Here is a 25,197-nt window from a genome sequence, read left to right as displayed (position 1 = left end):
ATGACCGCAGATCCGCTCTCTGCCGATCCGGCAGCCGCACACCGTCCCTACCGTGAGGTCACCGACGCCCGCGGCCGTGTCTACCGCATCGGCGAGACCGACCACGACATCCTCGGCCACTCGCGCACACTCATGGTGTACCTCCCGTGGATCGCCATGATGGCCATCAGCGTCTTCGAGTACGCGTACGGCTCCGCGGAGGACACCCTGTCCCACGCGCACGGCTGGACGCAGTCCAACACCTTCTGGATCCTCAGCGTCTGGGTGTTCTTCCAGGCCGGCATCGCCTTCCCCGCGGGCTGGCTGCGCGAGAAGGGCATCCTCACCGCGCGCCGGGCCATGTACATCGGCTCCGGCATGTGCCTGGTCGGCTTCCTCGCCCTGTCGCACCTGAGCAACGTGCTGCTGGCGATCGTCGGTTTCGGCGTCGTCGGCGGTCTGGGCGCCGGCCTGGTCTACGCGACCTGCATCAACATGGTCGGCAAGTGGTTCCCCGAACGGCGCGGCGCCCGCACGGGGTTCGTCAACGGCGGCTTCGCCTACGGGTCCCTGCCGTTCATCTTCATCTTCAACTACGCCTTCGACACCGGCAATTACCATCGCGTGCTGGACCTGATCGGCTGCTACGTGATGATCGTGGTCTTCGGGTGCGCGTTCTTCTTCAAGGACCCTCCGAAGAACTGGTGGCCCGCGGACATCGACCCGCTGTCCTTCTCCGGGAACCGGAAGAACGCGACGAGCCTCGCCAAGAACCCGCCCGCCACACGGCAGTACACGCCCAAGGAGGCCATCAGGACCGGCATGCTGCCCCTGATGTGGATCTCCATCGTGATGACGGCCGGTGTGTCGATCTTCGGGATCTCCTTCCAGGTCGACTACGCCAAGCAGGTCGGCTTCGGCCCGCTGGTGGCGGCCTCCTCGATGGGCGTCATGGCGGTCATCAACGGCATCGGCCGCGGCGTCGTGGGCTGGCTGTCCGACAGGTGGGGCCGCAAGCCGACCCTGGTGTTCGTCATCGTCGTCCTGGGACTCGCCCAGTTCGGGGTGATCCTGGCGGGCGAGATGAAGAGCGAGTGGCTCTTCCTGTTCTTCGCCTTCCTCTCCGGATTCGGCGGCGGCGCCTTCTACCCGATGTTCGCGGCGCTGACCCCGGACTACTTCGGGGAGAACTACAACGCCACCAACTACGGCCTGGTCTACAGCGGCAAGCTGATCAGCGGCCTGTTCGGCGGCGGCCTCGGCTCCATGGTGGTCGCGGCCTGGGGCTACAACGGGGCGTACGCCCTGGCCGGCGGCGTCTCCATGATCGCGGCGGCGATCGCCCTGCTGCTGCGGCAGCCGGGACGCAGCGGCGCCGACGCGCTGACCGCGCAGCCCCAGCCCGCGGGCTGACGGCACGCGCGCGTGAGGAGGCCCTCCCCGGGATGCGGGGAGGGCCTCCTCGCCCCGCCGAAGACGGTCGGGGACCGTGAAGGCGCAGGACGCCGTCGGGCCGAGGTCCGCCCTCCCGGGAACGGAGAAAAGTCGCGCGCCGCGTGCCGCCTGACCGCCTACGATCTGGTCGGCATCGCCGCAGGGGCCACGGACGCAGGGGGACGGCATGGGCAGCGCAGTGGAGGAACCGGGCCGCAGGGTCACGACGTTGGAGCTCTTCTTCGATCTGGTCTTCGTCTTCACCCTCACCCAGCTCACCGTGCTGCTCGCCGGTGATCTGACCTTCGCCACCGCGGGACGCGTGGCCCTGATCTTCGTGGTGCTGTTCTGGATGTACGGCGCCTACGCGTACCTCACCAACCAGGTGCCGCCGGACCGGCCCTCCCGCCGGCTGCTGCTGATGCTGGGCATGGGGGCGTTCCTGGTCTGCGCGCTGGCGATCCCGCGGGTCTTCGACGACACCGGCGTGGTCTTCGGGCTGGGCTTCCTGGCCGTCGTGGTCGTGCACACCGCCCTCTACACCCGCAGCCACGGCCGGGACTCCATCTGGTACGGCGTCCCGAACGGGCTCGCCGCGCTGTCCGTGACCGCGGCCGGCCTCGTCGACGGCCTGGCGGCGGACGGTCTGTGGGTGCTCGCGCTGCTGCTGCAGTTCGTGACGCCGTTCCTGGCCGAGCACGGGCCCGGGCGGGCCGACGGGCGGTCGGCCGACGTCATGCGGGCGCAGCTGGGCCGGCTGGACCCCGCGCACTTCGTGGAGCGGCACGGGCTGCTGCTGATCGTCGCGTTCGGCGAGTCCGTCATCGCGATCGGCACCGGCATCGGCGATCTGCCGCTCACCCCGGGGCTGTTCGGCGGGGCGTTCCTCTCGCTGGCGCTGGCGGTCGCGCTGTGGTGGACGTACTTCGTGCGGGACGAGGAGCTCGCCGAGGCCGCGTTCCGGGCAACGCCGGCACCCAGTCGCTGGCGGCTGGCGATGAACGCGTACTACTACGCCTTCCTGCCAATGCTGCTCGGCATCGCCTACCTGGCCACGGGTGTGAAGAAGACCCTCGGCCATCTCACCGAGCACCTGCACACCGGTCCGGCGCTGGCGCTCGCGGGCGGGGTGGCGCTCTTCCTCGCGGGGGACGTGGCGTTCCGGGCGGTGCTGCGGCTGTACCCCGTCCGCTTCCGGGCGGCCGCGGCCCCGGCGGCCCTGGCCGCCGCGCTCATCGGCGTCCACGCGTCGGCGGTCGCGGAACTGCTGGCCCTGGTGGCGGTGTTGGTGGTCATGCTGGCGGTCGAGGCACGCGCGGCCCGGCGTACGACCGCGGCTCCCGTGGTCACGCCGGTGTCGTGACCACCCCACCGCACGCGAACAGGACGCCGAACAAGGTCACTTGGCGCGCTGGTGGTACGAGCGGCGGGTGTGCTCCGTGTGCTCCCGCATCAGCTGCGTCGCCCGGTCCTCGTCGCGGTCCGAGATGGCCGCGATCAGTGCGCGGTGCTCGGTCCAGGACTGCTGTCCGCGCTGCCGGGCGATCGGTGTGTAGTACCAGCGCACGCGCCGGTCGACCTGGGCGGCGAGTTCGGCGAGGACGGCGTTGCCCGCCAGTTCCATGATCTTCGTGTGGAAGCGGGCGTTCATGGCGACGGCGCCGTCCACGTCGTCCGCGGCCACCGCCTTCTCGCCCTCGGCGCACAGCTCTTCGAGCACCTTGATGCCGGCGCTGCCCGCGTTGGCGGCGGCCAGCCGGGCGGCCTCGGCCTCCAGCAGCGTACGGACGGTGAGGAGCTGGTCGGCCTCCTCCTCGGTCGGCTCGTGCACGAACGCGCCCTGGGCGGGCCGCAGATCCACCCAGCCCTCGGTGTTCAGCCGCTGCAGCGCCTCCCGTACGGGCTGGCGCGACACGCCCAGGTGGCCCGCCAGTTCGCTCTCCACGAGGTGCTGGCCGGGCTGCAGGGCGCGGGTGGTGATGAGTTCGAGCAGTGCCTCGTAGACGCGGTCGCGCAGCGGGCCGGGGCGTTCGAGCTTGGGCACCGCACCCTGCGGCAGTCCTGTCGACAACATCGGTCGGTCCCCCTCCTGTGCAGCGCGGGGCAACTGCAGCCGGACATCCAGTATGGATTGTCTTTCGTCTACAGTCTACGGCGCACAAGAGCCAGTAGGTTGGCGCGTCGGCTGCGTCACATCGGCCGGAATCCGCAGGTCACGGGCAGTGCACGACCTGGCCGGCGTACGACAGGTTTCCGCCGAATCCGAACAGCAGCACCGGATCGCCGGTCGAGACGGCGCCCTGTTCGACGAGCTTGGAGAAGGCCAGCGGGATGCTCGCCGCGGAGGTGTTGCCGGAGTCGACGACGTCCCGTGCGACGACGGCGTTGACGGCGCCGATCTTCTCCGCGAGGGGCTCGATGATCCGCAGGTTGGCCTGGTGCAGCACCACGGCGGCGAGGTCGGCGGGCTTCAGCCCGGCGCGCTCGCAGGCCTTGCGGGCGATGGGCGGCAGCTGGGTGGTGGCCCAGCGGTAGACGCTCTGCCCCTCCTGGGCGAACCGCGCGGGCGAGCCCTCGATGCGCACGGCGTGTCCCATCTCGGGCACCGAGCCCCACAGCACCGGCCCGATGCCGGCGGCGTCGGACGCCTCGACGACCGCGGCCCCCGCCCCGTCCCCGACGAGCACGCAGGTGGTGCGGTCGGTCCAGTCGGTGATGTCGGTCATCTTGTCGGCGCCGATCACCAGGGCCCGCGTGGACGCCCCGGCGCGCACGGCGTGGTCGGCGGTGGCGAGGGCGTGGGTGAAGCCCGCGCACACGACGTTGACGTCCATCGCGGCGGGCGAGGGGATGCCGAGGCGGGCGGCGACCCGGGCGGCCATGTTGGGCGAGCGGTCGACGGCGGTGGACGTGGCGACCAGGACCAGGTCGATGTCGGCGGGCGCGAGTCCGGCGCCGGCGAGGGCCTTGGCGGCGGCGTGCGCGGCGAGTTCGTCGACGGGTTCGTCGGGGCCGGCGATGTGCCGGGTGCGGATGCCGACGCGGGACGTGATCCACTCGTCGCTGGTGTCGACCATGCCCGCCAGGTCCTCGTTGGTGAGCACCCTGGCGGGCTGGTAATGGCCGACGGCGGCGATGCGCGAGCCGTTCATGCGGTGGTCCCCCTCGGGCCGTGGGTTGCGGGATCCACCAGTCTGATCAGTGACTCACGGGTACGGCGGCACGTAAGGCGACAGGAAACGGGCGCCCGGGTTGTCGGATTCTGTCATCCTCCCAAAAGGAGAAAAGGGACGCCCGAACACTTCTTCAGGAGTTACCCCTTCCCGTCACCCGGTGAAGAGCTTCGTCGCCTTCTGCACCAGTTCGTAGAGGCCGTAGGCGAGCGGCGCCCCGACCCACAGCCAGGCGAAGGCGATGAGCGGGCGCCGGTCAGGCGGACTCTGGCTGCTGTCGTTCGGCATCGAGGGCCTCCTCCCGCGGGGCGGGGACGTGATGGCGGGCGTGGACGGGCCGGACGAACTCGTTGGCGACGAAGCCGATGACGAGCAGCCCGATCATGATCACGAAGGAGAGGCTGTAGAGGCTCGCGCCGCTCTTGCCGTCCTCCTTCTGGTGGTCGGCGATCCAGTTCACGATCAGCGGCCCGAGCACGCCTGCCGTGGACCAGGCGGTGAGCAGCCGGCCGTGGATCGCGCCGACCTGGTAGGTGCCGAAGAGGTCCTTCAGATAGGCCGGGACGGTCGCGAACCCGCCGCCGTAGAAGGACAGGATCACCATCGCGCACAGGACGAACAGCGGCTTGGAGGAGTCGCCGAACAGGGCGATGAGCGCGTACATCAGCGCGCCGACGCCCAGGTAGACGCGGTAGATGTTCTTGCGGCCGATCAGGTCGGAGGTGGACGACCAGCCGATGCGGCCCGCCATGTTGGCGGCCGACAGCAGGGCGACGAAGCCCGCCGCGGCCGACACCGAGACAGGCGTCGAGGTGTTCGCGAAGAAGTCCGTGATCATGGGGGCGGCCTTCTCCAGGATGCCGATGCCCGCGGTCACGTTCATGCAGAGCACGACCCACAGGCACCAGAACTGCGGGGTGCGCAGGGCGCTGCCCGCGGAGACCTGCGGCCCCTGGAGGGTGCTCGGGGCGCCCTGGACCGGCCTGTCGGTGCGCGGGACCCGCACCAGCAGGACGCCGAGCGACATGAAGACGGCGTACGTCAGCCCGTGCACGAGGAACGCCACGGCGATCCCCGAGCTGTCGGAGCCGAAGGACTGGAGCATCTGCGTCGACCAGGGCGAGGCGATCAGCGCGCCGCCGCCGAAGCCCATGATGGCGATACCGGTGGCCATGCCGGGCCGGTCGGGGAACCACTTGATCAGGGTGGAGACGGGCGAGATGTAGCCGATGCCCAGGCCGATGCCGCCGACGAAGCCGTAGCCGAGGACGATCAGCCAGTACTGCTCGGTGGCCGCGCCGAGGGCGGAGATCAGGAAGCCGGAGGAGAAGCAGACCAGGGCCACCGTCATCGCCCAGCGCGGCCCGTTGCGTTCGACCAGCGTGCCGCCGAACGCGGCGGACAGGCCGAGCATCACGATGGCGAGCTGGAAGGGCAGCGCGCTCTCGGTGCCGCTCAGGCCCAGCGCGGACTCCAGGGGTGGCTTGAACACGCTCCAGGCGTAGGCCTGGCCGATGGAGAGATGGACGGAGAGGGCGGCGGGGGGAACCAGCCAGCGGCTCCAGCCGGCCGGTGCGACGGGGGGACTCATGATCCCGAACGGTAGGCACCGGCACGGTAGTTGAAAAGGCGACGCGTCGACCGTATGCGATGAGCGGTATGCCACGCGCGCCGAACGGTCGGACGCGACCGGCACGGGAAAGCGGCGGGCCCGGGTGCTGCGCGAAGCCTTGTCGCCCTCCTCTCCATACTGTAGACAATATTCAGTCGACCGAAGTCGGCAGTGTGCTCCTCTCCGCGGTATCCCTCGACCGAACGGAGCTCCCTCGTCATGAAAGTCGCAGTCCTGGGCGCCGGTGCGATCGGCGCCTACGTCGGAGCCGCCCTGCACCGCGCGGGCGCCGACGTCCATCTCATCGCCCGTGGACCGCACTTGGCGGCCATGAGGCAGCACGGAGTCCGGGTCCTCTCGCCGCGCGGCGACTTCACCGCGCACACCCACGCCACCGACGACCCGGCGCAAGTGGGCCCGGTCGACTACGTCTTCCTGGGTCTGAAGGCCAACTCGTACGCGGCGTGCGGGCCGCTCATCGAGCCCCTGCTGCACGACACCACGGCGGTGGTGGCCGCGCAGAACGGCATCCCCTGGTGGTACTTCCACCGCCACGGCGGCCCCTACGACGGCCACCGCGTCGAGAGCGTGGACCCCGACGGCGCGGTCAGTGCGGTGCTCGCGCCCGAACGGGCCGTCGGATGCGTCGTCTACGCGGCGACCGAACTGGAAGGACCCGGTGTCGTACGGCACTTGGAAGGCACCCGGTTCTCCGTCGGCGAGCCCGACCGGAGCGTGTCCGGGCGCTGCGCGGACTTCAGCTCGGCCATGGTCGCCGGCGGCCTGAAGTGCCCGGTGGAGCCGGACCTGCGCAACGACATCTGGCTCAAGCTGCTCGGCAACATCTCGTTCAACCCGATCAGCGCCCTGGCCCGCGCCACCATGCGGCAGATGTGCCTGCACGGCGGCACCCGCAAGGTCATCGAGACGATGATGGCCGAGACGCTCGCGGTAGCCGAGGCCCTCGGCTGCGAGGTCGGCGTCTCCATCGAACGCCGGCTGGCCGGAGCCGAGCGCGTCGGCGACCACCGCACCTCCACGCTCCAGGACCTGGAGCGCGGCAAGCCGCTCGAACTCGACGTACTCCTCGCGGCCGTCGTCGAGTTGGCGGAGATCACCGGCGTCGACGTGCCCACCCTGCGCACCGTGCACGCCATCTCGGACCTGCTCGCCCTGAGGACCGCCGCATGAGGAGTGCCGCATGAGCAAACGCGACCGGACCCCGAAGACCTACACCCGGCTCACCCACCCCCTGGTCCGCGACTCCCGCGACGAGCCCTTCCGGCAGGCGAGTTGGCAGGAGGCCCTGGACCGCGCGGCCCGCGGCCTGGAACGCAACCGGGGCGCGTTCGGCATGTTCTCCTGCGCCCGGGCCACCAACGAGATGAACTACGTGGCGCAGAAGTTCGCGCGGGTCGTCATGGGCACCAACAACGTCGACTCGTGCAACCGGACCTGCCACGCCCCCAGCGTCGCCGGCCTGTCCGCCGCCTTCGGCTCGGGCGGTGGGACGTCGAGTTACGAGGAGATCGAGCACACCGACGTCATCGTGATGTGGGGCTCCAACGCCCGCTTCGCCCACCCGATCTTCTTCCAGCACGTGCTGAAGGGCATCAGGAACGGCGCCCGGATGTACGCCGTCGACCCGCGCCGCACCTCCACCGCCGAGTGGGCGGAGAGCTGGCTCGGCCTCAACGTCGGCACCGACATCCCGATGGCCCACGCGATCGGCCGCGAGATCATCCACGCGGGCCTGGCCAACGAGGCGTTCATCGCACGGGCGACGACCGGATTCGAGGAGTACCGGGCGCTCGTCGAACCCTGGACGCTGTCCCTGGCGGAGAAGGTGACGGGCGTACCGGCGCGCGCCATAAGGGAGTTGGCGCACGCCTACGCCCGCGCCGAACGCGCCCAGCTGTGCTGGACCCTGGGCATCACCGAGCACCACAACGGCACCGACAACGTCCGCGCGCTCATCAACCTCTCCCTGCTGACCGGCCAGGTCGGGCGCTACGGCGCCGGACTGCAGCCGCTGCGCGGGCAGAACAACGTGCAGGGCGGCGGCGACATGGGCGCCATCCCCAACCGCCTGCCCGGCTTCCAGGACATCCTCGACCCCGCCACCCGGCTGAAGTTCGAGACGGCCTGGGACACCGTCATCCGGCCCCACTACGGACTGAACCTGACGGAGATGTTCGAGGCGATGGAGGACGGCACCCTCAAGGCCGTCTACTGCATCGGCGAGAACCCGGCGCAGTCCGAGGCCGACAGCGAACAGGCCGTACGGCGCCTGCGGCAGCTCGACTTCCTCGTCGTGCAGGACATCTTCCTGACGAAGACGGCCGAGCTGGCGGACGTGGTGCTGCCCGCGACCGCCGGCTGGGCGGAGACCGACGGCACCACCACCAACAGCGAGCGCCGGGTCCAGCGCGTGCGGCGGGCGGTCACCCCGCCCGGCGAGGCCCGCGAGGACATCGACATCATCTGCGAACTCGCCGCACGCCTCGGCCACGACTGGAAGTACGCCGACGCCGAGACCGTGTGGAACGAACTGCGCTCGGTCTCACCGGACCACTACGGCATGACGTACGAACGCCTGGCGGAGCACCAGGGCATCCAGTGGCCGTGCCCGAGCACCGAGGCACTCGAACCGACTTACCTGCACGGCCGGTTGTGGGAGAAGGACCCGGCCAGGCGCGGCGCGCCCGCCCCCTTCGGGATCGTGCGGCACGATCCGCCCGTCGACCTCACCGACGAGCGGTACCCGATCCGGCTGACCACCGGCCGGCGCCTGGACTCCTACAACACCGGTGTGCAGAGCGGCGGTTTCGCCTCCCCGCTCCGGCGCGGCGAGTACGTCGAGCTGTCCCCGGAGGACGCCGAGCACTACGGCGTCGTCGTCGGCGAGAAGGTGCAGGTGTCCTCGCGGCGCGGCGCGGTCGTGGCCCCCGTCTGGGTCGACCCGGCGCTGCGGCCCGGCCTCGCCTTCATGACCATGCACTTCCCCGACGACGTGGACACCAACCGGCTGACGATCGAGGCCAACTGCCCGATCGCGGGGACGGCGGAGTTCAAGGCGTCGGCGATCCGGATCGACAAGCTCCCCGTCGCGACCATCGTGAGGTGACCTGATGGATCTGCACTTCGGCGACAGCAAGCCGACGGACGACGAACGGGCCGCCGTCGACGCCCTGCTGGGCCCTCCCGAGTCGTCCTGGGAGGGCGCCGACCGGTCCGACGCCGACCTGAGGTGGGCGCGGGGCGGCCGCGAGGCCCGGGACCGGCGCGAGATGCTGCTGCCGGGGCTGCACGCGGTCAACGACCGGATCGGCTGGATCAGCGACGGCGCCCTCGACTACCTGTGCCGCCGGCTGACCGTGCCACCGGCGGAGGCGTACGGCGTCGCCACCTTCTACGCGATGTTCTCCGTCCGGCCGCGCCCTGCCACCGTGCTGCACCTCTGCACGGACCTGGCCTGCGCCGCGGCCGGGGCGTCCGAGCTGTGCGCGGGCGTCGAGGCCCGGCTCGGCCCCGGCTTCTCGGTGCAGCGCAGCCCCTGTCTGGGCCTGTGCGAACGCGCCCCGGCCGCCCTCGCCGTCCGCGCGGGCGACCCCGTGCGGACGGCGGTGTCGGCACCGGCCACCGTCGAGGCGGCCGTCCTCGCCGCGAGCGCCCCGGACTCCGCCCCCGAGGAACCACCCGCCGCGATGGCCGTCCCCCAGGCCGGCGACCCGGGACTCATGCTGCTCGGCCGTGTCGGCGTCGTCGACCCGGCCTCCCTGGACGACTACCGCGCCCACGGCGGCTACGCCGCCCTGCGCCGGGCCTTCGAGCTCGGCCCCGCCGGGGTGATCCGCGAGGTCACCGACTCCGGCCTGGTCGGGCGCGGCGGCGCCGCCTTCCCCACCGGCCGCAAATGGCAGGCCACGGCGTCCCAGCCCGACCACCCCCACTACCTCGTCTGCAACGCCGACGAGTCCGAGCCGGGCACCTTCAAGGACCGCGTCCTGATGGAGGGCGACCCGTACGCGCTCGTCGAGGCGATGACCGTGGCCGCCTACGCGGTCGGCGCCCACCGCGGTTACCTCTACCTGCGCGGCGAGTACCCCCGGGCGCTGCGGCGGCTGGAGCACGCCGTCGCGCAGGCACGCGCGCGCGGCTTCCTCGGCGACGACGTCCTCGGCCAGGGCTACGCCTTCGACATCGAGATCCGGCGCGGCGCCGGGGCCTACATCTGCGGCGAGGAGACCGCCCTGTTCAACTCCATCGAGGGCTACCGGGGCGAACCGCGCGCCAAGCCGCCGTTCCCCGTGGAGAAGGGCCTGTTCGGCAGGCCGACGGTGGAGAACAACGTCGAGACGCTGGTCAACGTGTTGCCGATCCTGACGAAGGGCGCACCGGCGTACGCGGCGATCGGGACGGGCCGGTCCACCGGCCCCAAGCTGTTCTGCGTGTCGGGCAGCGTCGAACGGCCGGGCATCTACGAGCTGCCGTTCGGGGCGACGCTCGGCGAGGTCCTCGCCCTGGCCGGGGTCCGCGAGAACCTGCGGGCGGTACTGCTCGGCGGCGCGGCCGGCGGCTTCGTACGCCCCGACGAACTGGACATCCCGCTCACCTTCGAAGGCACCCGGGAAGCCGGCACCACCCTCGGCTCGGGAGTCGTCATGGCCTTCGACGACACCGTCCCGCTGCCCCGGCTGCTGCTGCGCATCGCCGAGTTCTTCCGCGACGAGTCCTGCGGCCAGTGCGTGCCCTGCCGGGTCGGCACCGTGCGGCAGGAGGAGGCCCTGCACCGGATCGAGCGGCGCACCGGCGCGGCCGCCGCCGACGACATCGCGCTGCTCAGGGAGGTCGGCCGCGCCATGCGGGACGCCTCGATCTGCGGCCTCGGGCAGACCGCGTGGAACGCCGTGGAATCCGCCATCGACCGTCTGGGGGCGTACGAATGACCGTGACATCGCTGGGGATCCCGCGCCGGCTGCTGGAGTTCACGATCGACGGCGAGGCGGTGCGGGCGCCCGAGGGCTCGACCATCCTCGACGCCTGCCGGGCCGCCGGGAAGGACATCCCGACCCTGTGCCAGGGCGACACCCTGCGCCCCAAGAACGCCTGCCGGGTCTGCGTCGTCGAGGTGGAGGGCTCCCGGACCCTCGTGCCGGCCTGCTCGCGCCGGGCCGAGCCCGGCATGGAGGTGCGGACCGACACCGAGCGCGCCCGGCACAGCCGCAAGATCGTCCTGGAGCTGCTCGCCTCGTCCGTCGACTTGTCGACCACTCCACAAGTCGCTGAATGGATCAAGGAGTACGAGGCGAAGCCGGACCGTTTCGGCCCGGACGCGGCCCGGCTGAACGAGGAACCCAAGGTCGACAACGACCTGTACGTGCGCGACTACGACAAGTGCATCCTCTGCTACAAGTGCGTCGACGCCTGCGGCGACCAGTGGCAGAACACCTTCGCGATCTCCGTCGCCGGCCGCGGCTTCGACGCGCGGATCGCCGTGGAGCACGACGCCCCGCTCACCGACTCCGCCTGCGTGTACTGCGGCAACTGCATCGAGGTCTGCCCCACCGGCGCACTGTCCTTCAAGTCGGAGTTCGACATGCGGACCGCGGGTACCTGGGACGAGACCAGGCAGAGCCAGACGACCACCGTGTGCGCCTACTGCGGAGTGGGCTGCAACCTCACGCTCCATGTGCAGGACAATGAGATCGTGAAGGTCACCTCCCCGCACGACAACCCGGTGACCCACGGCAACCTCTGCATCAAGGGCCGCTTCGGCTACCAGCACGTACAGAACCGGGACTGAGGCACACATGGGACGAGTCACGGAACGACGCAAGGTGATCCGCATCCGCGACGGGGTGGTCTCGTCCCGCCCGGACACCCTCGTCGCCGAGGAACCCCTGGAGATCCGGCTGAACGGCAAGCCGCTCGCGATCACCATGCGGACCCCGGGCGACGACTTCGCGCTGGCCGCGGGATTCCTGGTCAGCGAGGGCGTACTCGCCGAGCAGGACGACCTGCAGAACATCGTCTACTGCGCGGGCGCCACCGTCGACGGCTCCAACACGTACAACGTGGTCGACGTACGCACCGCACCGGGCGTGGCGATCCCCGACATCACCCTCGAACGCAACGTCTACACCACCTCCTCCTGCGGCCTGTGCGGCAAGGCGAGCCTCGACGCCGTACGGACCACGGCCCGCTGGCCCATCGCCGACACTCCCCCGGTCCGGATCGACCCCGAGCTGCTCGCGAGCCTCCCCGACCGGCTGCGCGCGGCCCAGCGGGTCTTCGACCGGACCGGGGGCCTGCACGCGGCCGCCCTGTTCAACGAGGCCGGAGAACTGCTGGACGTACGAGAGGACGTGGGCCGGCACAACGCGGTCGACAAACTGGTCGGCCGCGCCCTGCAGAACGGGGACCTGCCCCTGTCCCGGACGATCCTGCTGGTCTCCGGGCGGGCCTCCTTCGAGCTCGCGCAGAAGGCCGTGATGGCCGGCATCCCGGTCCTGGCCGCGGTCTCGGCACCGTCCTCGCTGGCCGTGGACCTGGCCGCCGAGACCGGGCTGACCCTTGTGGGCTTCCTGCGCGGCACCTCCATGAACGTGTACGCGGGCGAGGACCGCATCGCCCTGCGGACCGCGGCCGCCCAGGGGTGACCGCCTCCCCGCGGCACGGCGGCGGGACCCCGACCGGCGGGGAGCGCCCCCTGCGCCTTCGGGGTCCCGCCACATTTGTTGGCTGCGTTCGCCTTCGGGGGCGCTGGGTGCCGGTGTCGAGACGGCGATCGTGCTCGGCGCTGCGCGCCTCCGCGCGTTCGCCGTCTCGACACCGGCGCGCCCCCTGCGGCTCTCTCCGCGGCCGGCGCGTGGGTGCCGTGAACGTGGGTGGGCACTTGCCGTCAGGGCGGGAGAGGTACCTGCGTTTCCGTCAGGCGGCGACGAAGCGCACCTGGGCGGCCTTCACCACCGTGCCCAGGCGGGGGAAGTCCAGGCGTACCGACGCCTCGTGCTCGGCGGAGGTGAAGGCGGCCATGGCGTCCTCGACGAAGATCAGGTCGTAGCCGAGGTCGCCGGCGGCGCGGGCGGTGGACTCGACGCCCAGGTTGGTGGCGATTCCGGCGAACACCAGCGCCCGGATGCCGCGTTCGCGCAGGAGGTCGTCCAGTCCGGTGCCCTGGAAGCCGCCGATGGTCCGCTTCACGACCTCCAGATCGCCCTCCTGGGCGAGGCCCGCGACCAGACCGCTGCCGGGTGGCTGTTCGGCGACACCGGGGCGTTCGACGCGGATGAGGACGACGGGTGCGCCGGCCGAGCGGAAGGCGACCGCCAACTCCTGGGCGGTGGAGAGCACTTCGGTGCCTTTGCGGGGCTCCAGGGGCAGCGCGACGATCCGGTCCATCAGATCGACGAGGACGAGGGCGCTGCGCGCGGGGTCGAGGGCGAGGGGTGGGGTCATGACGGAACGTTATCCGCCGTCAGCCCTCCGTACCGGAAATCCGGATCAACAAGGTCAGGAACAGGTCGCGTTCCGCGGCCGTGAGGGGCGCGAGCAGCTCGTCGTTGGCCGCGCGGGCCGCCTTCTCGCAGCGCTCCAGCAGCCGCGCGCCCGGCGCGGTGAGGGACACGGCGTTCTTGCGGCGGTCCTTCGGGTCCGGTTCGCGGACGACGAGGCCGGCTCCCTGGAGGTCGTTGAGGACGCCGACCAGGTCCTTCGGGTCGAGCCGCACGCCGCGGCCGAGGTCGGCCTGGGCGACGGGCGCGAGGTCGCGGACCGCGGAGAGCACCACGTGGTGCCACATCTTCAGCCCCTCCGCGGCCAGCGCCTCGGCGACCAGGGCGCGCCCCCGGTCGGCGGCGCGGCCGAGCAGCCAGCTGGGCAGGGAGCGGATCGCGGCGAGCGGGGCTTCGGGCATGGCAGGAGTCTAGGCCGGAAATCGTTGGGAGTCCCCATGAAATCCCGCTACCGTTGGGGCTCCCAATGAATCGCCGTCGGGTGTTCCGACGGTCTCTGGAGGTGCGATGCGCCGCGTTCGGTACGAGTCCCCTGGTGGCCCTCTGTTCCTGGAGGAGGTCGCGGTTCCGGAGCCGGGCCCCGGTGAGCTGCTCGTCCGGTGCGAGGCGGTCGGCGTCACCCTTCCGGTCGTCCGCAAGGTCACCGAGGCCGCCGCGCCGGTTCCGCTGGGCGGCGAGGTCGCCGGGGAGGTGGTGGCCGTCGGCGAGGGGGCCGGTCGTTTCCGGGTCGGCGACCGGGTGACCGGGCTCGTCTTCGGGCACGGGTACGCCGACTTCGCGGTGCTCGGAGTGGCGATGGCCTCGCCGGTCCCGGACGGCGCGTCCGCCGTCGACGCCGTCGCCCTGGTCCGCAGCGGTCTCGTCGCGCTCGGGGCCCTGGAGGCGGCCCGGCCCGAGCCGGGCGAGGCGGCTCTGGTCACGGGCGCGGCGAGCGGGGTGGGCCATCTGGCCGTGCAGCTGGCGCGGACGCGGGGCGCGGGCCGGGTCGTCGGGGCCGTGTCCGATCCGGGGAAGGGGGACTTCGTGCGCTCCCTCGGCGCCGACGACGTGGTCTGCTACGGCGACGAGGGGTGGGGCGAGCCCGTCGACTACGTACTCGACGCGGTGGGCGGCGAGTTGCTCGGTACGGCGGTGGCGGCGCTGAGCCCCGGCGGGCGGCTGGTGGCGTACAGCTCGGGCGGCGGGAGCGTCCAGGCGTACGACCTGCTCGTGGGCGCCAAGTCGGTGATCGGCTTCCAGATGGCGCGGATCGCGCGCGGGAAGCCGGAGTTGTACGAGCGGTGGCGGCGGGAGCTGTGGCGGCTGTTCGCGGAGGGTGCGCTGAAGCCCGTCGCGCACGGGGAGTTCGCGCTGGAGGAGGCCGCGAAGGCGCATGAGGTGATCGAGTCGCGCGGCAATCTGGGAAAGGTGGTCCTGCGGCCCTGACAGCAAGTGGCCGCACGGTTCTTGTGGGCCCTCGGAGACCGCAACTAGCCTCTGTGACACCGACATTGGACGTCGGATGTCCGGATGTCCGGATGTATGTCCGGTCGTACAGACCTCTGAAGGGCAGGTGCGCACCATGCCGTCACGTCTTCGCACCCGGCTGAGAGCCGTCGGCGTCGGGCTGGTCGCGGCCGCCGCGCTCGCCGCCCTCCCGGCCCCCGCCGCCCACGCTGCCTCGGGGGCGCCCGAGTTCGAGCAGCAGGTGCTGTTCAAGGCCGCCCAGGACCCCGGTTACGCCTGCTTCCGGATACCGGCGGTCGTGCGCACGACGGCCGGGACGCTGCTGGCGTTCGCCGAGGGGCGGCGGCTGAACTGCGGGGACGCCGCGGACATCGACATCGTGCTCAAGCGCTCCACGGACGGAGGGCGCACCTGGGGTCCGCTGCGGGTCGTCACCGCGGGCGGCGGTGACACGCACGGCAATCCGGCGCCGGTCGTGGACCGGGAGACGGGCCGCGTGCTGCTGGCCGAGACGTACAACACGGGCCGTACGGACAGCGCCAGTTGCTCGGTACCGTGCGACCGGACGCCGCATCTGCAGTACAGCGACGACGACGGCCTGACCTGGTCGGCGCCGCGCGACCTGAGCGACGAGATCCTGCCCGCCGACTGGAACTCCTGGTACGCCACCGGTCCCGTGCACGGCATCCAGCTCACCCGCGGCAAGCACGCGGGACGGCTCGTGTTCGGCGTCAACACCGAGACGTGGGACGGCAGCAGAGTCACCGCCAATCACGCGGCACTCATCGTCAGCGACGACGGCGGCGACCACTGGCGGGCCGGTGCCACCGACTCCTGGCCGATCGCGGACGACGGCACCTTCCGGCAGAAGCCGTCCGAACTCACCCTCGCCGAGCGCCTCGACGGCTCGGTCCTGGTCAGCGGGCGGGAGCAGGACGGCACCGACCTCGGCCACCGCACCCAGGCCGTCAGCCGGGACGGCGGCGACAGCTTCACCGGCCCCTTTCGCGACCTGCCCGACCTCTACGCCCCGCAGGTGCAGGGCTCGATGCTGCGCCTGGGCGACCGCATCCTGCTGGCCTGCCCGGGCGACCCGGACCGGCGCCGGACCATGATGATCCGCTCCTCCTACGACGGCGGCCGCACCTGGGACAGCGTCGACCGCGGCACGGTCGTGACGACGCACTGGTCGGGCTACTCCGACCTCACGCGGATCGACCGGGACGCCGTGGGGCTGATGTACGAGGGCGGGGCCGTCGACGCGCGCGACGAGATCCGCTTCGCCCGCTTCACCGAGGACTGGCTGCGACCGCGGCGCGGCCCCGACCCGACCACCCCCGACCTGGCCCGGCACGCGCGCCCGGCGGCCGTCCTCGGCGGAGCCGCGGAGACGAAGGGCGTGGCCGGCGGCGCGCTGGAGTTCGACGGCGTCGACGACGCCGTACGGCTGCCCTACAGCGACCGGCTGCCGCTCGGGACGAAGGACTTCACCGCGGCCCTGTGGTTCCGCTACACCGCCACGACCGGCGAGCAGCCGCTGCTGTGGATGGGCGGCATCGGCACCACCCAGCCGCAGGTCTGGCTGCGCGCGGAACCGGCCAACGACCGCGTCCAGGGCCTGATCACCGTGCGCGACGGGGCGGCGGCCCCCCGATCGGCGTCCGTGCGCACCACCGGCGCCTACAACGACGGACAGTGGCATCGGCTGGCGCTGCGCCGCGGCGGCGGACGGCTGACGCTGTTCATCGACGGCACGTCCATCGGCACCGCCGACGTGCCGGGCTCCGTCAGCCGCAACTCCCCCTTCGGCGTGCACATCGGCCAGCGCATGGACAGCCGCGCCTTCTTCACCGGCGCCATCGACGACGTCCATGTGTGGGACCGGGCGCTGAGCGACGAGGAGATCGCCGGGCGGGACGCGTCCGTGAAGGACACCGTCCTGTGGCTGCCCATGGACCACGTGCGCGGCAGCCACTAACGTCCCGTGGGTGCCCGACGACGTACGAGCACGACAGCGGACGGGGACCGGCATCGGCCTGCTGCTGACGCTGGTCCTCGCGGCCGTGCTGCTCACCGCCCTCCCGGACCACGGCGGACGGCGGGGCGGCGGGTGCGCGCCGTACACCATCTCCTCCTGGTCCGGGGACGAGCGGCTCACGGACGAGTTCACCCGCTACGGCGACGACCCGGCCCGCGGCGACGACTGGACCGGCGGCGACGGCACCCACTCGGTGCGGCTGCCGGACGGCCGGGTGCTGTGGCTGTTCTCCGACACCTATCTCGGCCAGGTGCACGCCCCGCCCGGCCCGGTCGGGGAGTCCGCCTCCTGGCGGGACACCTCCGCGCCGCTGGTGCGCAACTCGGCCGTGGTGATGCGCGACGGCCGGCTGCGGTCCACCCTTCCGGCGCCGCTGTTCCCCGACCCGGCGCCCGGCCAGTGGCGGTGGCCCGTCGCGGCCCGCGTCGAACCGCGCTCCCCCGGCTCGTCCGAGCAGGTCGTCCGGGTGCTGCTGTGGGTGCGGGCGGCCGGACAGCCGCCGTGGATCTACGGCGTGCCGACCGCCACCGAGGTGGCCACGCTCTCGCTGCCCGACCTGCGGGTGGAGTCGGTCGTGAAGGTGCTCGACCAGAGCCTGGTCGCCGACCCCTCGCGCCGGGTCCTGTTCGGCACGACGCTGGTCGAGAAGGGCGGCTGGAGCTATGTGTTCGGCGGCGACGACCGGCAGGCCGCCTCCCGCCCGTCGTCCTCGGCCTACGTGGCCCGCGTGCCGGAGGGCCGGCTCGCGGACCCGGCGGCCTGGCGGTACTGGGACGGCACGGGGTGGGGGACGCGGGCCGCCGCGGTGCGCGGGGCGAAGGTGGGCAGCGCGTTCTCCGTGGTGCGCGAGGACGGCACGTACGTGCTGTTCACCATGGCCGCGGGGAGCGCCGGGCTGACCACCGTGACCTCGTACTGGGCCTGCTCCCCCACCGGGCCGTGGCACGGCCCGACGCGGAACTTCGGCGCCTCGCTGCCGGCGGCCGGGGTCGCCGCGTACAACCCGCAGGCGCACCCCGCCGTGTCCGGCGGCTCCGGGGGGCGGCTGGTGCTCAGCTACGACGTCAACTGGCTGCAGACGGCGGGCGCTTCGGCGGGCATCAACGCGAACGTGGCCCTGTACCGACCGCGTTTCGTGACGGTGCGGCTGGTGCGGAGCCGGTGACGTCGTCGTCGACCGGGTCGCGCGAGCGACGCTTGGCGATCACCGCGCACACCATCAGCTGCATCTGGTGGAAGAGCATCAGCGGCAGCACGGCCAGCGAGGCGTGGGCGCCGAACAGGACGCTCGCCATGGGCAGTCCGGAGGCGAGGGACTTCTTGGAGCCGGCGAACTGGATCGCGATGCGGTCCTCGCGGTCGAAGCGCAGCGCCTTGGCGCCGTACCAGGTCAGCGCGAGCATCACGGCGAGCAGCAGCGCCTCCACGACCAGCAGGCCGCCCAGCCGGACGGGGCTCACCTGGTGCCAGATGCCCTGGACCATGCCCTCGCTGAACGCGGTGTAGACGACCAGCAGGATCGAGCCGCGGTCGACCAGGCCGAGGACCTTCTTGTGCCGGGCGACGAAGCCGCCGATCCAGCGGCGCAGCACCTGCCCGGCGAGGAACGGCACCAGCAGCTGCAGCACGATCTTGACGAGGGAGTCGGCGCTGAAGCCGCCGCCGCTGTTGCCGAGGAGGGCGGCCGCGAGCAGCGGGGTGAGGACGATACCGACCAGGGAGGAGAAGGAGCCCGCGCAGATCGCGGCGGGCACGTTGCCGCGGGCGATCGACGTGAAGGCGATCGACGACTGGATGGTGGACGGGACGAGGGTGAGGAAGAGCAGGCCCTGGTAGAGCGGCTGGGTCAGGAAGACCGGGACGAGGCCGCGGGCGGCCAGGCCCAGCAGCGGGAAGACCACGAACGTGCAGGCGAGCACGGTGCCGTGCAGGCGCCAGTGCCTCAGTCCGTCCAGTGCCTCGCGTGTGGACAGCCGGGCGCCGTACAGGAAGAAGAGGAAGGCGATCGCCGCCGTGGAGGCGCCCGAGGCCACGTCGGCCCCCGTCCCGCGCGCCGGGAACAGGGCCGCCAGGCCCACCGTCCCGAGCAGCAGCAGGATGTACGGGTCGATAGGCATCCAGCTCGGCCATCGCAGGCGTTTCACGGTGCTCCACTTGCTTGTCGCTGGGTCGGGGAGGTCGGTGGGAGGCACGGAGTCCCCTGCTCCATCGTCCTCCCCCGCGCACCGATCGGGAATCCGTCATACCGCTCTGACTGTCATCGCCGTTCATGATGACCGGCTACCGTGGACCTCATGTACGAGCCCTCCCACCTGCGTACCTTCCTCGCCGTCTCGCAGACGCTGAGCTTCACGCAGGCCGCCCGGCGGCTCGGGCTGCGGCAGTCCACGGTCAGCCAGCACGTGCGGCGCCTGGAGGACGTCACCGGCCGCCGGCTGTTCTCCCGGGACACGCACTCCGTGGAGCTGACCGAGGACGGCGAGGCGATGCTGGGCTTCGCGCGCCGGATCCTGGAGGTGCACGAGCAGGCGACGGCGTTCTTCGCGGGCACGCGGCTGCGCGGCCGGCTCCGCTTCGGCGCCTCGGAGGACTTCGTGCTGACCCGGCTGCCGGAGATCCTTGAGGGCTTCCGGCACGACCATCCCGAGGTGGACCTGGAGCTGACGGTGGAGCTGTCGGGCACCCTGCACGAGCAGCTGCAGGCCGGGAAGCTGGACCTGGTGCTGGCGAAGCGGCGCCCGGAGGACCCGCGCGGGGAACTGGTCTGGCACGACGAGCTGGTCTGGATCGGCGCGGAGCGGCTGCGCCTGGACCCGGACCGGCCGGTTCCGCTGATCGTCTTCCCGCCGCCGGGCATCACCCGCGCCCTCGCCCTGGAGGCCCTGGAACGGCAGGGCCGTCAGTGGCGCATCGCCTGCACCAGCGGCAGCCTCAACGGACTGATCGCCGCGGCCCGGGCGGGACTCGGCGTCATGGCCCACTCCCGCGGCCTCGTCCCACCGGGCCTGACCCGGGTACCGGAGCGGGCGGGGCTGCCGGAACTGGGCAAGGTCGACTTCGTTCTGGTCCACGGCCGGCTCCGGGCCTCCGCCCAAAGCGCGGCCGACGCCCTGGCGGCAGCGATCCTGGCAGCCGGCGACCGCCTGCACCGCCGCTGGACCCCTGCGGCGCGCAGGCGGGCCGGCGGGGACTCGGTCAGCGGACCGGAAGCGGATACGTGAGTTGTTTGATTCGGCGTAGGAATACGGTCGTCTCCACGTGCTGGATGCCCTCCAGGTGGCCGAGGGGGCCGCTGAGGTAGGCGTACAGGGCTGCGGTGCTCTCCGCAAGCGCGGTCGCGACGATGTTGCAGGGACCGGCCGTCGCCGAGGCGTGGGCGATCGGGCGATGGGCGGCCAGGGCCTCGCCGACCGAGTGCAGGGCGGCCGGGGCCGCGGTGATCCACAGCATGGCGGCCACCGGGTGGCCGACGACGGCCGGGTCGCACTCCGAGTCGACGTACACCGCCCCCGAGGCGCGCAGCGCGGCGAGGCGGCGCTTGACCGCGGACTCGGACAGGCCGGTGGCGCGCTGGAGTTCGGGGTAGGTGGCGCGGCCGTCGCGTTCCAGGGCGGCCAGCAGGGGCTCGTCCTCGGCGGTGAGGCGGGCGGGTCCCGGGGCCGGCCCGAGGGGCGGGCGCAGCGCCTCGGTCTCCTCGGCGGTGAGCGCGCCGAGCTTGCTGATCCAGCCCTGGGTGCCGCCGTAGAAGCGGTGCAGCAGCTGGTGGGCGCGGATCTCCACCACGCTGGGGGTGCGCGGGAGCTTGCCGAGCAGCAGGTCGTCGTGGTCGCTCGAACTGCGCGGGCGGGTCAGGCACAGGACCTCGGTGCCACCCGAGGCGAGTCCGACCCAGGAGGTGTCGGGGCGCTTGGCGAGCGCCTCCCCGATGGCGGGGGCGCTGTCGGGCGCGCAGCGCACCCGCAGCATCCACTGGTCCCGCCCCAGCCGGTGCGCGTCCGGCATCACCACCACCCGCAGCCCGCCCTCGGCGCACAGCCGGCGGTAGCGGCGGGCGACGGTCTGGTCGGAGACGCCGAGCACCGAGGCGACCTTGCTGAACGGCGCCCGGCCGTCGATCTCCAGGGCCGTCAGCAGGCGCAGGTCCAGCCCGTCGAGACCGGCCGGCAGCGGAGCGTGGGAATGCGTCTCCATACGACCTCCTGGTGTCGGATTCCGGCGCTCGGGCGCCGATGGCCGCCGTGATCGGCCGGAGTGTCCCATCGTACGGAGACAGACACAGCCATCGCACGAGGAGTTGAGGACATGCGTACTTGGGGGCCGCTGACGGCCGTCTGCCTGGGCACGTTCATGCTGTTGCTGGACGTGACCATCGCGGTGGTCGCACTGCCGGACATGGCGGGCTCGCTGCACGCCTCACTGAGCGACCTGCAGTGGGTGATGGACGGCTACGCGCTCGCGCTGGCCGCGCTGCTGCTCGGGGTGGGCGCCGCGGCCGACATCCTCGGCCGGCGGCGGGTGCACGTCACGGGCGTCGTGGTGTTCGCGACGGCGTCGCTGCTGTGCGGCGTCGCGGGCGGGCCGGGGACGCTGGTCGCGGCGCGCGGGCTGCAGGGCCTGGGCGCGGCGGCGATGCTGGCGACCACGCTGCCGCTGCTCAGCTCGGTGTACCGGGGCAGGCAGCGCTCGGCGGCGCTCGGTGTGTGGGGCGCGGTCAGCGGTGCCGCGGCCGCGGTAGGACCGGTGGTCGGCGGGCTGCTGACGGACGGGCCGGGCTGGCGGTGGATCTTCTTCGTCAACCTGCCGGTGAGTGTGGCCGCGGTGTGGCTGGTGCTGAAGGTCGTACCGGAGTCGCACGGTTCGCGCGAGCGTCGCGTGGACTGGGCGGGCACGGTGACGTTCGCCGCGTTCGCGGGCGCGCTGACGTACGGCGCGGTGCGGGCCGGGCAGCACGGCTGGGGCGAGACGGGCACCGTGCTGGCGTTCGCGGCGGCCGTCGTGGCGCTGGCCTGTTTCGTCGTCGCCGAGCGGCGCGGCGCCGACCCGATGCTGGACCTGCGGCTGTTCGCGAGGCCCGCCTTCTCGGGGGTGATGGCGGGCGCGCTCGCCTTCAACGCCGCCGCGTTCGGCCTGATGGCCTACGACTCGATCTGGCTGCAGTCGCTGCTCGGGATGAGCCCGGTGCGCGGCGGCCTGGTGTTCCTGTGGCTGTCGCTGTCGTCGTTCGTGGTGGCGGCGGCCGGTGGGCGGCTGCTGCACGGGGTGCCGGCCCGGATCACCGTCGGGGGCGGGCTGCTGCTGATCGGTTCGGGGCAGTTCTGCATGACGTCGCTGGACGCGGGGTCGACGGCGTCCGCGCTGGTGCCGGGACTGGTGCTGGTGGGTGTCGGTACGGGCCTGGTGGCGCCGGGGCTGGCGGGCGCCGCGCTGGCCACCGTCCCGCAGGACCGGCACGGGATGGCGGGTGGCGCGGTCAACACCTTCCGCCAGCTGGGCCTGGCGCTCGGCATCGCGGTCTACGGGACCGTGCTGACCTCGCGGATGCAGGACACGCTGCCGCACGGCCCGGCCCACGCGCTGGCGGGCGGCGGGGCGGGGGCGCTGCGCGGCGCGTTCTCCGAGCACGCGCTGCGCACGGCGTTCGCCGCGGGCCTGAACACCGCCGCCGGGGCCGCCGGGGTGACCGCCATGGTCGCCGGGGCGCTGGTGGTCGCCCTGGTCCGGGCGCCGCGGGCGACCTCGGGCACTGTGACGAAACCGGGCCGTGAGACGCTGACGGAGACGACGGGCGCGCCGTCGGCAGGAGGCCGTTGACCTGCGGTCAAGGGCGGTAGCCGGCTCGTACAGATTCCGTGGAGATTACGGGACCGAAACTTACTCAACCGTCAGTTTTCTGTCCGACCCTTCCTGATGTGAGCGCATTTTCCGCCCGGTGGGCGGGGTGTACGTGAGGGTTGTTCCGATTCGGCGCCCCTCCCGCCCCGTCTCCGGGTGGGGTAGCTTTCACGGCGCTTGCGAAGTCTCGAACAGGGAGCGGGGAGTGGGTTTGCGCGAGTTCACCAGCCCGCCGTTGACGCTGCCGCCGACGGTGGGCGGCCTGGCCGACATCGTCTTCGAGCGCGCCCTGGAGGACCCGCTGCACATCTCCCTCGGCCGCAAGGACGACGAGGGCCGATGGCGCGATGTGACGGCGGCGGAGTTCCGGGACGAGGTCCTGGCCCTCGCCAAGGGGCTGCTCGCCCAGGGCATCCGGTTCGGCGACCGGGTCGCGATCATGTCCCGCACCCGCTACGAGTGGACCCTGTTCGACTTCGCGCTGTGGACGATCGGCGCCCAGGTGGTGCCCATCTATCCGACGTCCTCGGCGGAGCAGTGCTTCTGGATGCTGTACGACTCCGAGTGCTCGGCGGCGATCGTGGAGCACGAGGACCACGCCATGACGATCGCCAGCGTCATCGACCGGCTGCCGCAGCTGCACCAGCTGTGGCAGCTCGACATCGGCGCCGTGCAGGAGCTGTACGACGCGGGCGCGCACCTCGACGACGACGTGGTGCACCGCCACCGGCAGGCCGTCACCCCGGCGTCGACCGCGACGATCATCTACACCTCGGGCACCACGGGCCGCCCCAAGGGCTGTGTGATCACCCACAGCAGTTTCATGTGGGAGGCGGACACGGTCGCCGACCGCTGGGAGTCGGTCTTCCACTCCAAGAAGGGCGACGAGGCGGCGACGCTGCTGTTCCTGCCGCTCGCGCACGTCTTCGGGCGCATGGTGGAGGTCGCCGCGATCCGCCGGGGGGTGCGCTTCGGCCACCAGCCGCAGCTGCACGCCGCCGCCCTGCTGCCGGACCTGCAGGCGTTCAGGCCGACGTTCATCCTCGCGGTGCCGTACATCTTCGAGAAGGTCTTCAACGCCTCCCGCCGCAAGGCCGAGAAGGAGGGCAAGGCCGGGCCGTTCGAGAAGGCCGTCGAGATCGCCGTGAAGTACGCCGACGCCGTGGAGGCGAAGGCCTGGGGCATCGGCCCCGGCCCCTCGGCCGGTCTGCGCATGCAGCACCAGCTGTTCGACAAGCTCGTCTACTCCAAGGTGCGCGCGGCGATGGGCGGCCGGATCCGCAACGCCATGTCCGGCGGCTCCGGGATGGACCGCCGGCTGGGCCTGTTCTTCGCGGGCGCGGGCGTGCAGATCTACGAGGGCTACGGCCTGACCGAGTCGACGGCCGCAGCGACCGCCAACCCGCCCGAGCGCACGCGGTACGGCACGGTCGGCCGGCCCGTCCCGGGTGTCACCGTGCACATCGCGGACGACGGGGAGATCTGGCTGCACGGCCCGAACATCTTCCAGGGCTACCTGAACAACCAGAAGGCCACCGACGAGACCCTGCACGACGGCTGGCTCGCCACCGGTGACCTGGGCTCCCTGGACGAGGACGGCTACCTCACCATCACCGGCCGCAAGAAGGAGATCCTCGTCACCTCCGGCGGCAAGAGCGTCTCCCCGGGGGTGCTGGAGGAGCGGGTCCGGGACCATCCGCTGGTCAGCCAGTGCATCGTCGTCGGCAACGACCGCCCCTACATCGCCGCCCTGGTCACCCTCGACCACGAGGCCGTCGAGCACTGGCTGACCATGCGCGGCAAGCCGCGGCTGTCCCCGGCCGAGCTGGTGCGCGACGCCGACCTGGAGACGGAGGTGCGGCGCGCGGTGGTCGCCGCCAACACGCTCGTCTCGCAGGCCGAGTCGATCCGCACGTTCCGGATACTGGCGCAGCCGTTCACCGAGGAGCACGGCCTGCTGACCCCGTCGCTGAAGCTGAAGCGCAAGGCGATCGAGAACGCCTACGCCAACGAGGTCGAGGCGCTGTACCGCGCTTAGGTTTGGTGTCCAGGTCTGGGTCCGCGTCGTCAGGGCACCTTCAAGGTGACGTCACGCACGGGCGCCGCGGTGGATTTCCCGGTCAGGAATGCATCACGGCCCGTGATCGTTGACGATAGGAGTACGAC

At 72.0% G+C, this 25,197-nt stretch carries 21 protein-coding genes; 13 read left to right on the top strand and 8 right to left on the bottom strand.

What is annotated here, in order from left to right:
• A complete protein-coding gene (locus M8J74_RS11765; RefSeq protein ID WP_249836305.1) occupies positions 1–1,392 on the top strand; it encodes an OFA family MFS transporter in 1,392 nt (463 codons plus the stop codon).
• A gap of 208 nt (positions 1,393–1,600) precedes the next feature.
• Positions 1,601–2,776, top strand: coding sequence for a low temperature requirement protein A (locus tag M8J74_RS11760; RefSeq protein ID WP_249836304.1), 1,176 nt, complete (start codon positions 1,601–1,603; stop codon positions 2,774–2,776).
• Between the two features lie 36 nt (positions 2,777–2,812).
• Here the strand turns inward: M8J74_RS11760 and M8J74_RS11755 are convergent, their stop codons facing one another.
• The 4 genes from M8J74_RS11755 to M8J74_RS11745 form a co-directional block, all read right to left on the bottom strand.
• Positions 2,813–3,487: a GntR family transcriptional regulator gene (locus M8J74_RS11755; RefSeq protein ID WP_249836303.1), complete on the bottom strand. Its 675-nt coding sequence runs from the start codon at positions 3,485–3,487 to the stop codon at positions 2,813–2,815.
• A 139-nt stretch (positions 3,488–3,626) separates the two neighbouring features.
• Positions 3,627–4,565 (bottom strand): beta-ketoacyl-ACP synthase III, encoded by a 939-nt coding sequence (locus M8J74_RS11750; RefSeq protein WP_249836302.1) that lies wholly within the window; start codon positions 4,563–4,565, stop codon positions 3,627–3,629.
• 174 nt (positions 4,566–4,739) lie between these two features.
• Positions 4,740–4,874, bottom strand: coding sequence for an MFS transporter small subunit (locus M8J74_RS44475; RefSeq protein WP_275297591.1), 135 nt, complete (start codon positions 4,872–4,874; stop codon positions 4,740–4,742).
• Positions 4,843–6,177: an OFA family MFS transporter gene (locus M8J74_RS11745; RefSeq protein WP_249836301.1), complete on the bottom strand. Its 1,335-nt coding sequence runs from the start codon at positions 6,175–6,177 to the stop codon at positions 4,843–4,845. The genes M8J74_RS44475 and M8J74_RS11745 overlap by 32 nt, the downstream gene beginning before the upstream one ends.
• A gap of 240 nt (positions 6,178–6,417) precedes the next feature.
• Here M8J74_RS11745 and M8J74_RS11740 point away from each other — a divergent pair, with 240 nt between their 5' ends.
• Genes M8J74_RS11740 through fdhD form a run of 5 tightly spaced genes read left to right on the top strand, consistent with a single transcriptional unit; the run spans position 6,418 to position 12,860 of the window.
• Positions 6,418–7,389: a 2-dehydropantoate 2-reductase gene (locus M8J74_RS11740; protein ID WP_249836300.1), complete on the top strand. Its 972-nt coding sequence runs from the start codon at positions 6,418–6,420 to the stop codon at positions 7,387–7,389.
• Between the two features lie 10 nt (positions 7,390–7,399).
• Complete coding sequence (locus M8J74_RS11735; RefSeq protein WP_249836299.1) at positions 7,400–9,325, top strand: molybdopterin oxidoreductase family protein; 1,926 nt, start codon at positions 7,400–7,402, stop codon at positions 9,323–9,325.
• Positions 9,326–9,329: 4 nt separating this feature from the next.
• On the top strand, positions 9,330–11,147 hold the full coding sequence (locus M8J74_RS11730) for an NADH-ubiquinone oxidoreductase-F iron-sulfur binding region domain-containing protein (protein ID WP_249836298.1): 1,818 nt from the start codon (positions 9,330–9,332) through the stop codon (positions 11,145–11,147).
• Positions 11,144–12,004: a 2Fe-2S iron-sulfur cluster-binding protein gene (locus M8J74_RS11725; protein ID WP_249836297.1), complete on the top strand. Its 861-nt coding sequence runs from the start codon at positions 11,144–11,146 to the stop codon at positions 12,002–12,004. Before M8J74_RS11730 ends, M8J74_RS11725 begins: the two co-directional genes overlap by 4 nt.
• A 7-nt stretch (positions 12,005–12,011) precedes the next feature.
• Entirely contained in the window at positions 12,012–12,860 is an 849-nt protein-coding gene (gene fdhD, locus M8J74_RS11720; protein WP_249836296.1) for a formate dehydrogenase accessory sulfurtransferase FdhD, read from the top strand.
• 271 nt (positions 12,861–13,131) lie between these two features.
• Here the strand turns inward: fdhD and M8J74_RS11715 are convergent, their stop codons facing one another.
• Together M8J74_RS11715 and M8J74_RS11710 are read right to left on the bottom strand one after the other, a co-directional pair.
• The gene (locus tag M8J74_RS11715; protein ID WP_249836295.1) at positions 13,132–13,659 is read right to left on the bottom strand and encodes an isochorismatase family protein; all 528 of its coding nucleotides are present in this window, start codon (positions 13,657–13,659) and stop codon (positions 13,132–13,134) included.
• A gap of 19 nt (positions 13,660–13,678) precedes the next feature.
• Positions 13,679–14,116 carry a MarR family winged helix-turn-helix transcriptional regulator gene (locus tag M8J74_RS11710; RefSeq protein ID WP_249836294.1) on the bottom strand — a complete coding sequence of 146 codons (438 nt, stop codon included), beginning with the start codon at positions 14,114–14,116 and terminating at the stop codon, positions 13,679–13,681.
• A gap of 106 nt (positions 14,117–14,222) precedes the next feature.
• On the opposite strand from M8J74_RS11710, the gene M8J74_RS11705 reads away from it, so the two are divergent.
• The 3 genes from M8J74_RS11705 (at position 14,223) to M8J74_RS11695 (ending at position 18,364) form a co-directional block, all read left to right on the top strand.
• Positions 14,223–15,140, top strand: coding sequence for a quinone oxidoreductase family protein (locus M8J74_RS11705; protein WP_249836293.1), 918 nt, complete (start codon positions 14,223–14,225; stop codon positions 15,138–15,140).
• Positions 15,141–15,276: 136 nt separating this feature from the next.
• Complete coding sequence (locus M8J74_RS11700) at positions 15,277–17,139, top strand: sialidase family protein (protein WP_249836292.1); 1,863 nt, start codon at positions 15,277–15,279, stop codon at positions 17,137–17,139.
• Between the two features lie 10 nt (positions 17,140–17,149).
• Complete coding sequence (locus tag M8J74_RS11695; RefSeq protein WP_249836291.1) at positions 17,150–18,364, top strand: DUF5005 domain-containing protein; 1,215 nt, start codon at positions 17,150–17,152, stop codon at positions 18,362–18,364.
• Here M8J74_RS11695 and M8J74_RS11690 read toward each other — a convergent pair.
• The gene (locus M8J74_RS11690) at positions 18,300–19,316 is read right to left on the bottom strand and encodes a bile acid:sodium symporter family protein (RefSeq protein WP_249836320.1); all 1,017 of its coding nucleotides are present in this window, start codon (positions 19,314–19,316) and stop codon (positions 18,300–18,302) included. The genes M8J74_RS11695 and M8J74_RS11690 overlap by 65 nt on opposite strands.
• 177 nt (positions 19,317–19,493) lie before the next feature.
• On the opposite strand from M8J74_RS11690, the gene M8J74_RS11685 reads away from it, so the two are divergent.
• Positions 19,494–20,420, top strand: coding sequence for a LysR substrate-binding domain-containing protein (locus tag M8J74_RS11685; protein ID WP_249836290.1), 927 nt, complete (start codon positions 19,494–19,496; stop codon positions 20,418–20,420).
• Here the strand turns inward: M8J74_RS11685 and M8J74_RS11680 are convergent.
• Positions 20,395–21,390: an Lrp/AsnC family transcriptional regulator gene (locus M8J74_RS11680; protein WP_249836289.1), complete on the bottom strand. Its 996-nt coding sequence runs from the start codon at positions 21,388–21,390 to the stop codon at positions 20,395–20,397. The genes M8J74_RS11685 and M8J74_RS11680 overlap by 26 nt on opposite strands.
• A 111-nt stretch (positions 21,391–21,501) precedes the next feature.
• Here M8J74_RS11680 and M8J74_RS11675 point away from each other — a divergent pair, with 111 nt between their 5' ends.
• Together M8J74_RS11675 and M8J74_RS11670 are read left to right on the top strand one after the other, a co-directional pair.
• The gene (locus M8J74_RS11675) at positions 21,502–23,010 is read left to right on the top strand and encodes an MFS transporter (protein WP_249836288.1); all 1,509 of its coding nucleotides are present in this window, start codon (positions 21,502–21,504) and stop codon (positions 23,008–23,010) included.
• Positions 23,011–23,242: 232 nt separating this feature from the next.
• Positions 23,243–25,069 carry an AMP-dependent synthetase/ligase gene (locus tag M8J74_RS11670; protein ID WP_249836319.1) on the top strand — a complete coding sequence of 609 codons (1,827 nt, stop codon included), beginning with the start codon at positions 23,243–23,245 and terminating at the stop codon, positions 25,067–25,069.
• Positions 25,070–25,197: the final 128 nt, after the last annotated feature.

The sequence above is a fragment of the Streptomyces panaciradicis genome (assembly GCF_023516615.1).
Lineage (GTDB): Bacteria > Actinomycetota > Actinomycetes > Streptomycetales > Streptomycetaceae > Streptomyces > Streptomyces panaciradicis.
The sequence above is the reverse complement of the archived record's forward strand: the minus strand, read 5'-3'. Positions and strand labels throughout refer to the sequence as shown.

What these genes read in the sequence shown, in the direction of transcription:
- M8J74_RS11765 (WP_249836305.1), top strand. Translation starts at nt 1, where the DNA reads ATGACCGCAGATCCGCTCTCTGCCGATCCGGCAGCCGCACACCGTCCC.
- M8J74_RS11760 (WP_249836304.1), top strand. Translation starts at nt 1,601, where the DNA reads ATGGGCAGCGCAGTGGAGGAACCGGGCCGCAGGGTCACGACGTTGGAG.
- M8J74_RS11755 (WP_249836303.1), bottom strand. Translation starts at nt 3,487, where the DNA reads ATGTTGTCGACAGGACTGCCGCAGGGTGCGGTGCCCAAGCTCGAACGC.
- M8J74_RS11750 (WP_249836302.1), bottom strand. Translation starts at nt 4,565, where the DNA reads ATGAACGGCTCGCGCATCGCCGCCGTCGGCCATTACCAGCCCGCCAGG.
- M8J74_RS44475 (WP_275297591.1), bottom strand. Translation starts at nt 4,874, where the DNA reads ATGCCGAACGACAGCAGCCAGAGTCCGCCTGACCGGCGCCCGCTCATC.
- M8J74_RS11745 (WP_249836301.1), bottom strand. Translation starts at nt 6,177, where the DNA reads ATGAGTCCCCCCGTCGCACCGGCCGGCTGGAGCCGCTGGCTGGTTCCC.
- M8J74_RS11740 (WP_249836300.1), top strand. Translation starts at nt 6,418, where the DNA reads ATGAAAGTCGCAGTCCTGGGCGCCGGTGCGATCGGCGCCTACGTCGGA.
- M8J74_RS11735 (WP_249836299.1), top strand. Translation starts at nt 7,400, where the DNA reads ATGAGCAAACGCGACCGGACCCCGAAGACCTACACCCGGCTCACCCAC.
- M8J74_RS11730 (WP_249836298.1), top strand. Translation starts at nt 9,330, where the DNA reads ATGGATCTGCACTTCGGCGACAGCAAGCCGACGGACGACGAACGGGCC.
- M8J74_RS11725 (WP_249836297.1), top strand. Translation starts at nt 11,144, where the DNA reads ATGACCGTGACATCGCTGGGGATCCCGCGCCGGCTGCTGGAGTTCACG.
- fdhD (WP_249836296.1), top strand. Translation starts at nt 12,012, where the DNA reads ATGGGACGAGTCACGGAACGACGCAAGGTGATCCGCATCCGCGACGGG.
- M8J74_RS11715 (WP_249836295.1), bottom strand. Translation starts at nt 13,659, where the DNA reads ATGACCCCACCCCTCGCCCTCGACCCCGCGCGCAGCGCCCTCGTCCTC.
- M8J74_RS11710 (WP_249836294.1), bottom strand. Translation starts at nt 14,116, where the DNA reads ATGCCCGAAGCCCCGCTCGCCGCGATCCGCTCCCTGCCCAGCTGGCTG.
- M8J74_RS11705 (WP_249836293.1), top strand. Translation starts at nt 14,223, where the DNA reads ATGCGCCGCGTTCGGTACGAGTCCCCTGGTGGCCCTCTGTTCCTGGAG.
- M8J74_RS11700 (WP_249836292.1), top strand. Translation starts at nt 15,277, where the DNA reads ATGCCGTCACGTCTTCGCACCCGGCTGAGAGCCGTCGGCGTCGGGCTG.
- M8J74_RS11690 (WP_249836320.1), bottom strand. Translation starts at nt 19,316, where the DNA reads ATGCCTATCGACCCGTACATCCTGCTGCTGCTCGGGACGGTGGGCCTG.
- M8J74_RS11685 (WP_249836290.1), top strand. Translation starts at nt 19,494, where the DNA reads ATGTACGAGCCCTCCCACCTGCGTACCTTCCTCGCCGTCTCGCAGACG.
- M8J74_RS11680 (WP_249836289.1), bottom strand. Translation starts at nt 21,390, where the DNA reads ATGGAGACGCATTCCCACGCTCCGCTGCCGGCCGGTCTCGACGGGCTG.
- M8J74_RS11675 (WP_249836288.1), top strand. Translation starts at nt 21,502, where the DNA reads ATGCGTACTTGGGGGCCGCTGACGGCCGTCTGCCTGGGCACGTTCATG.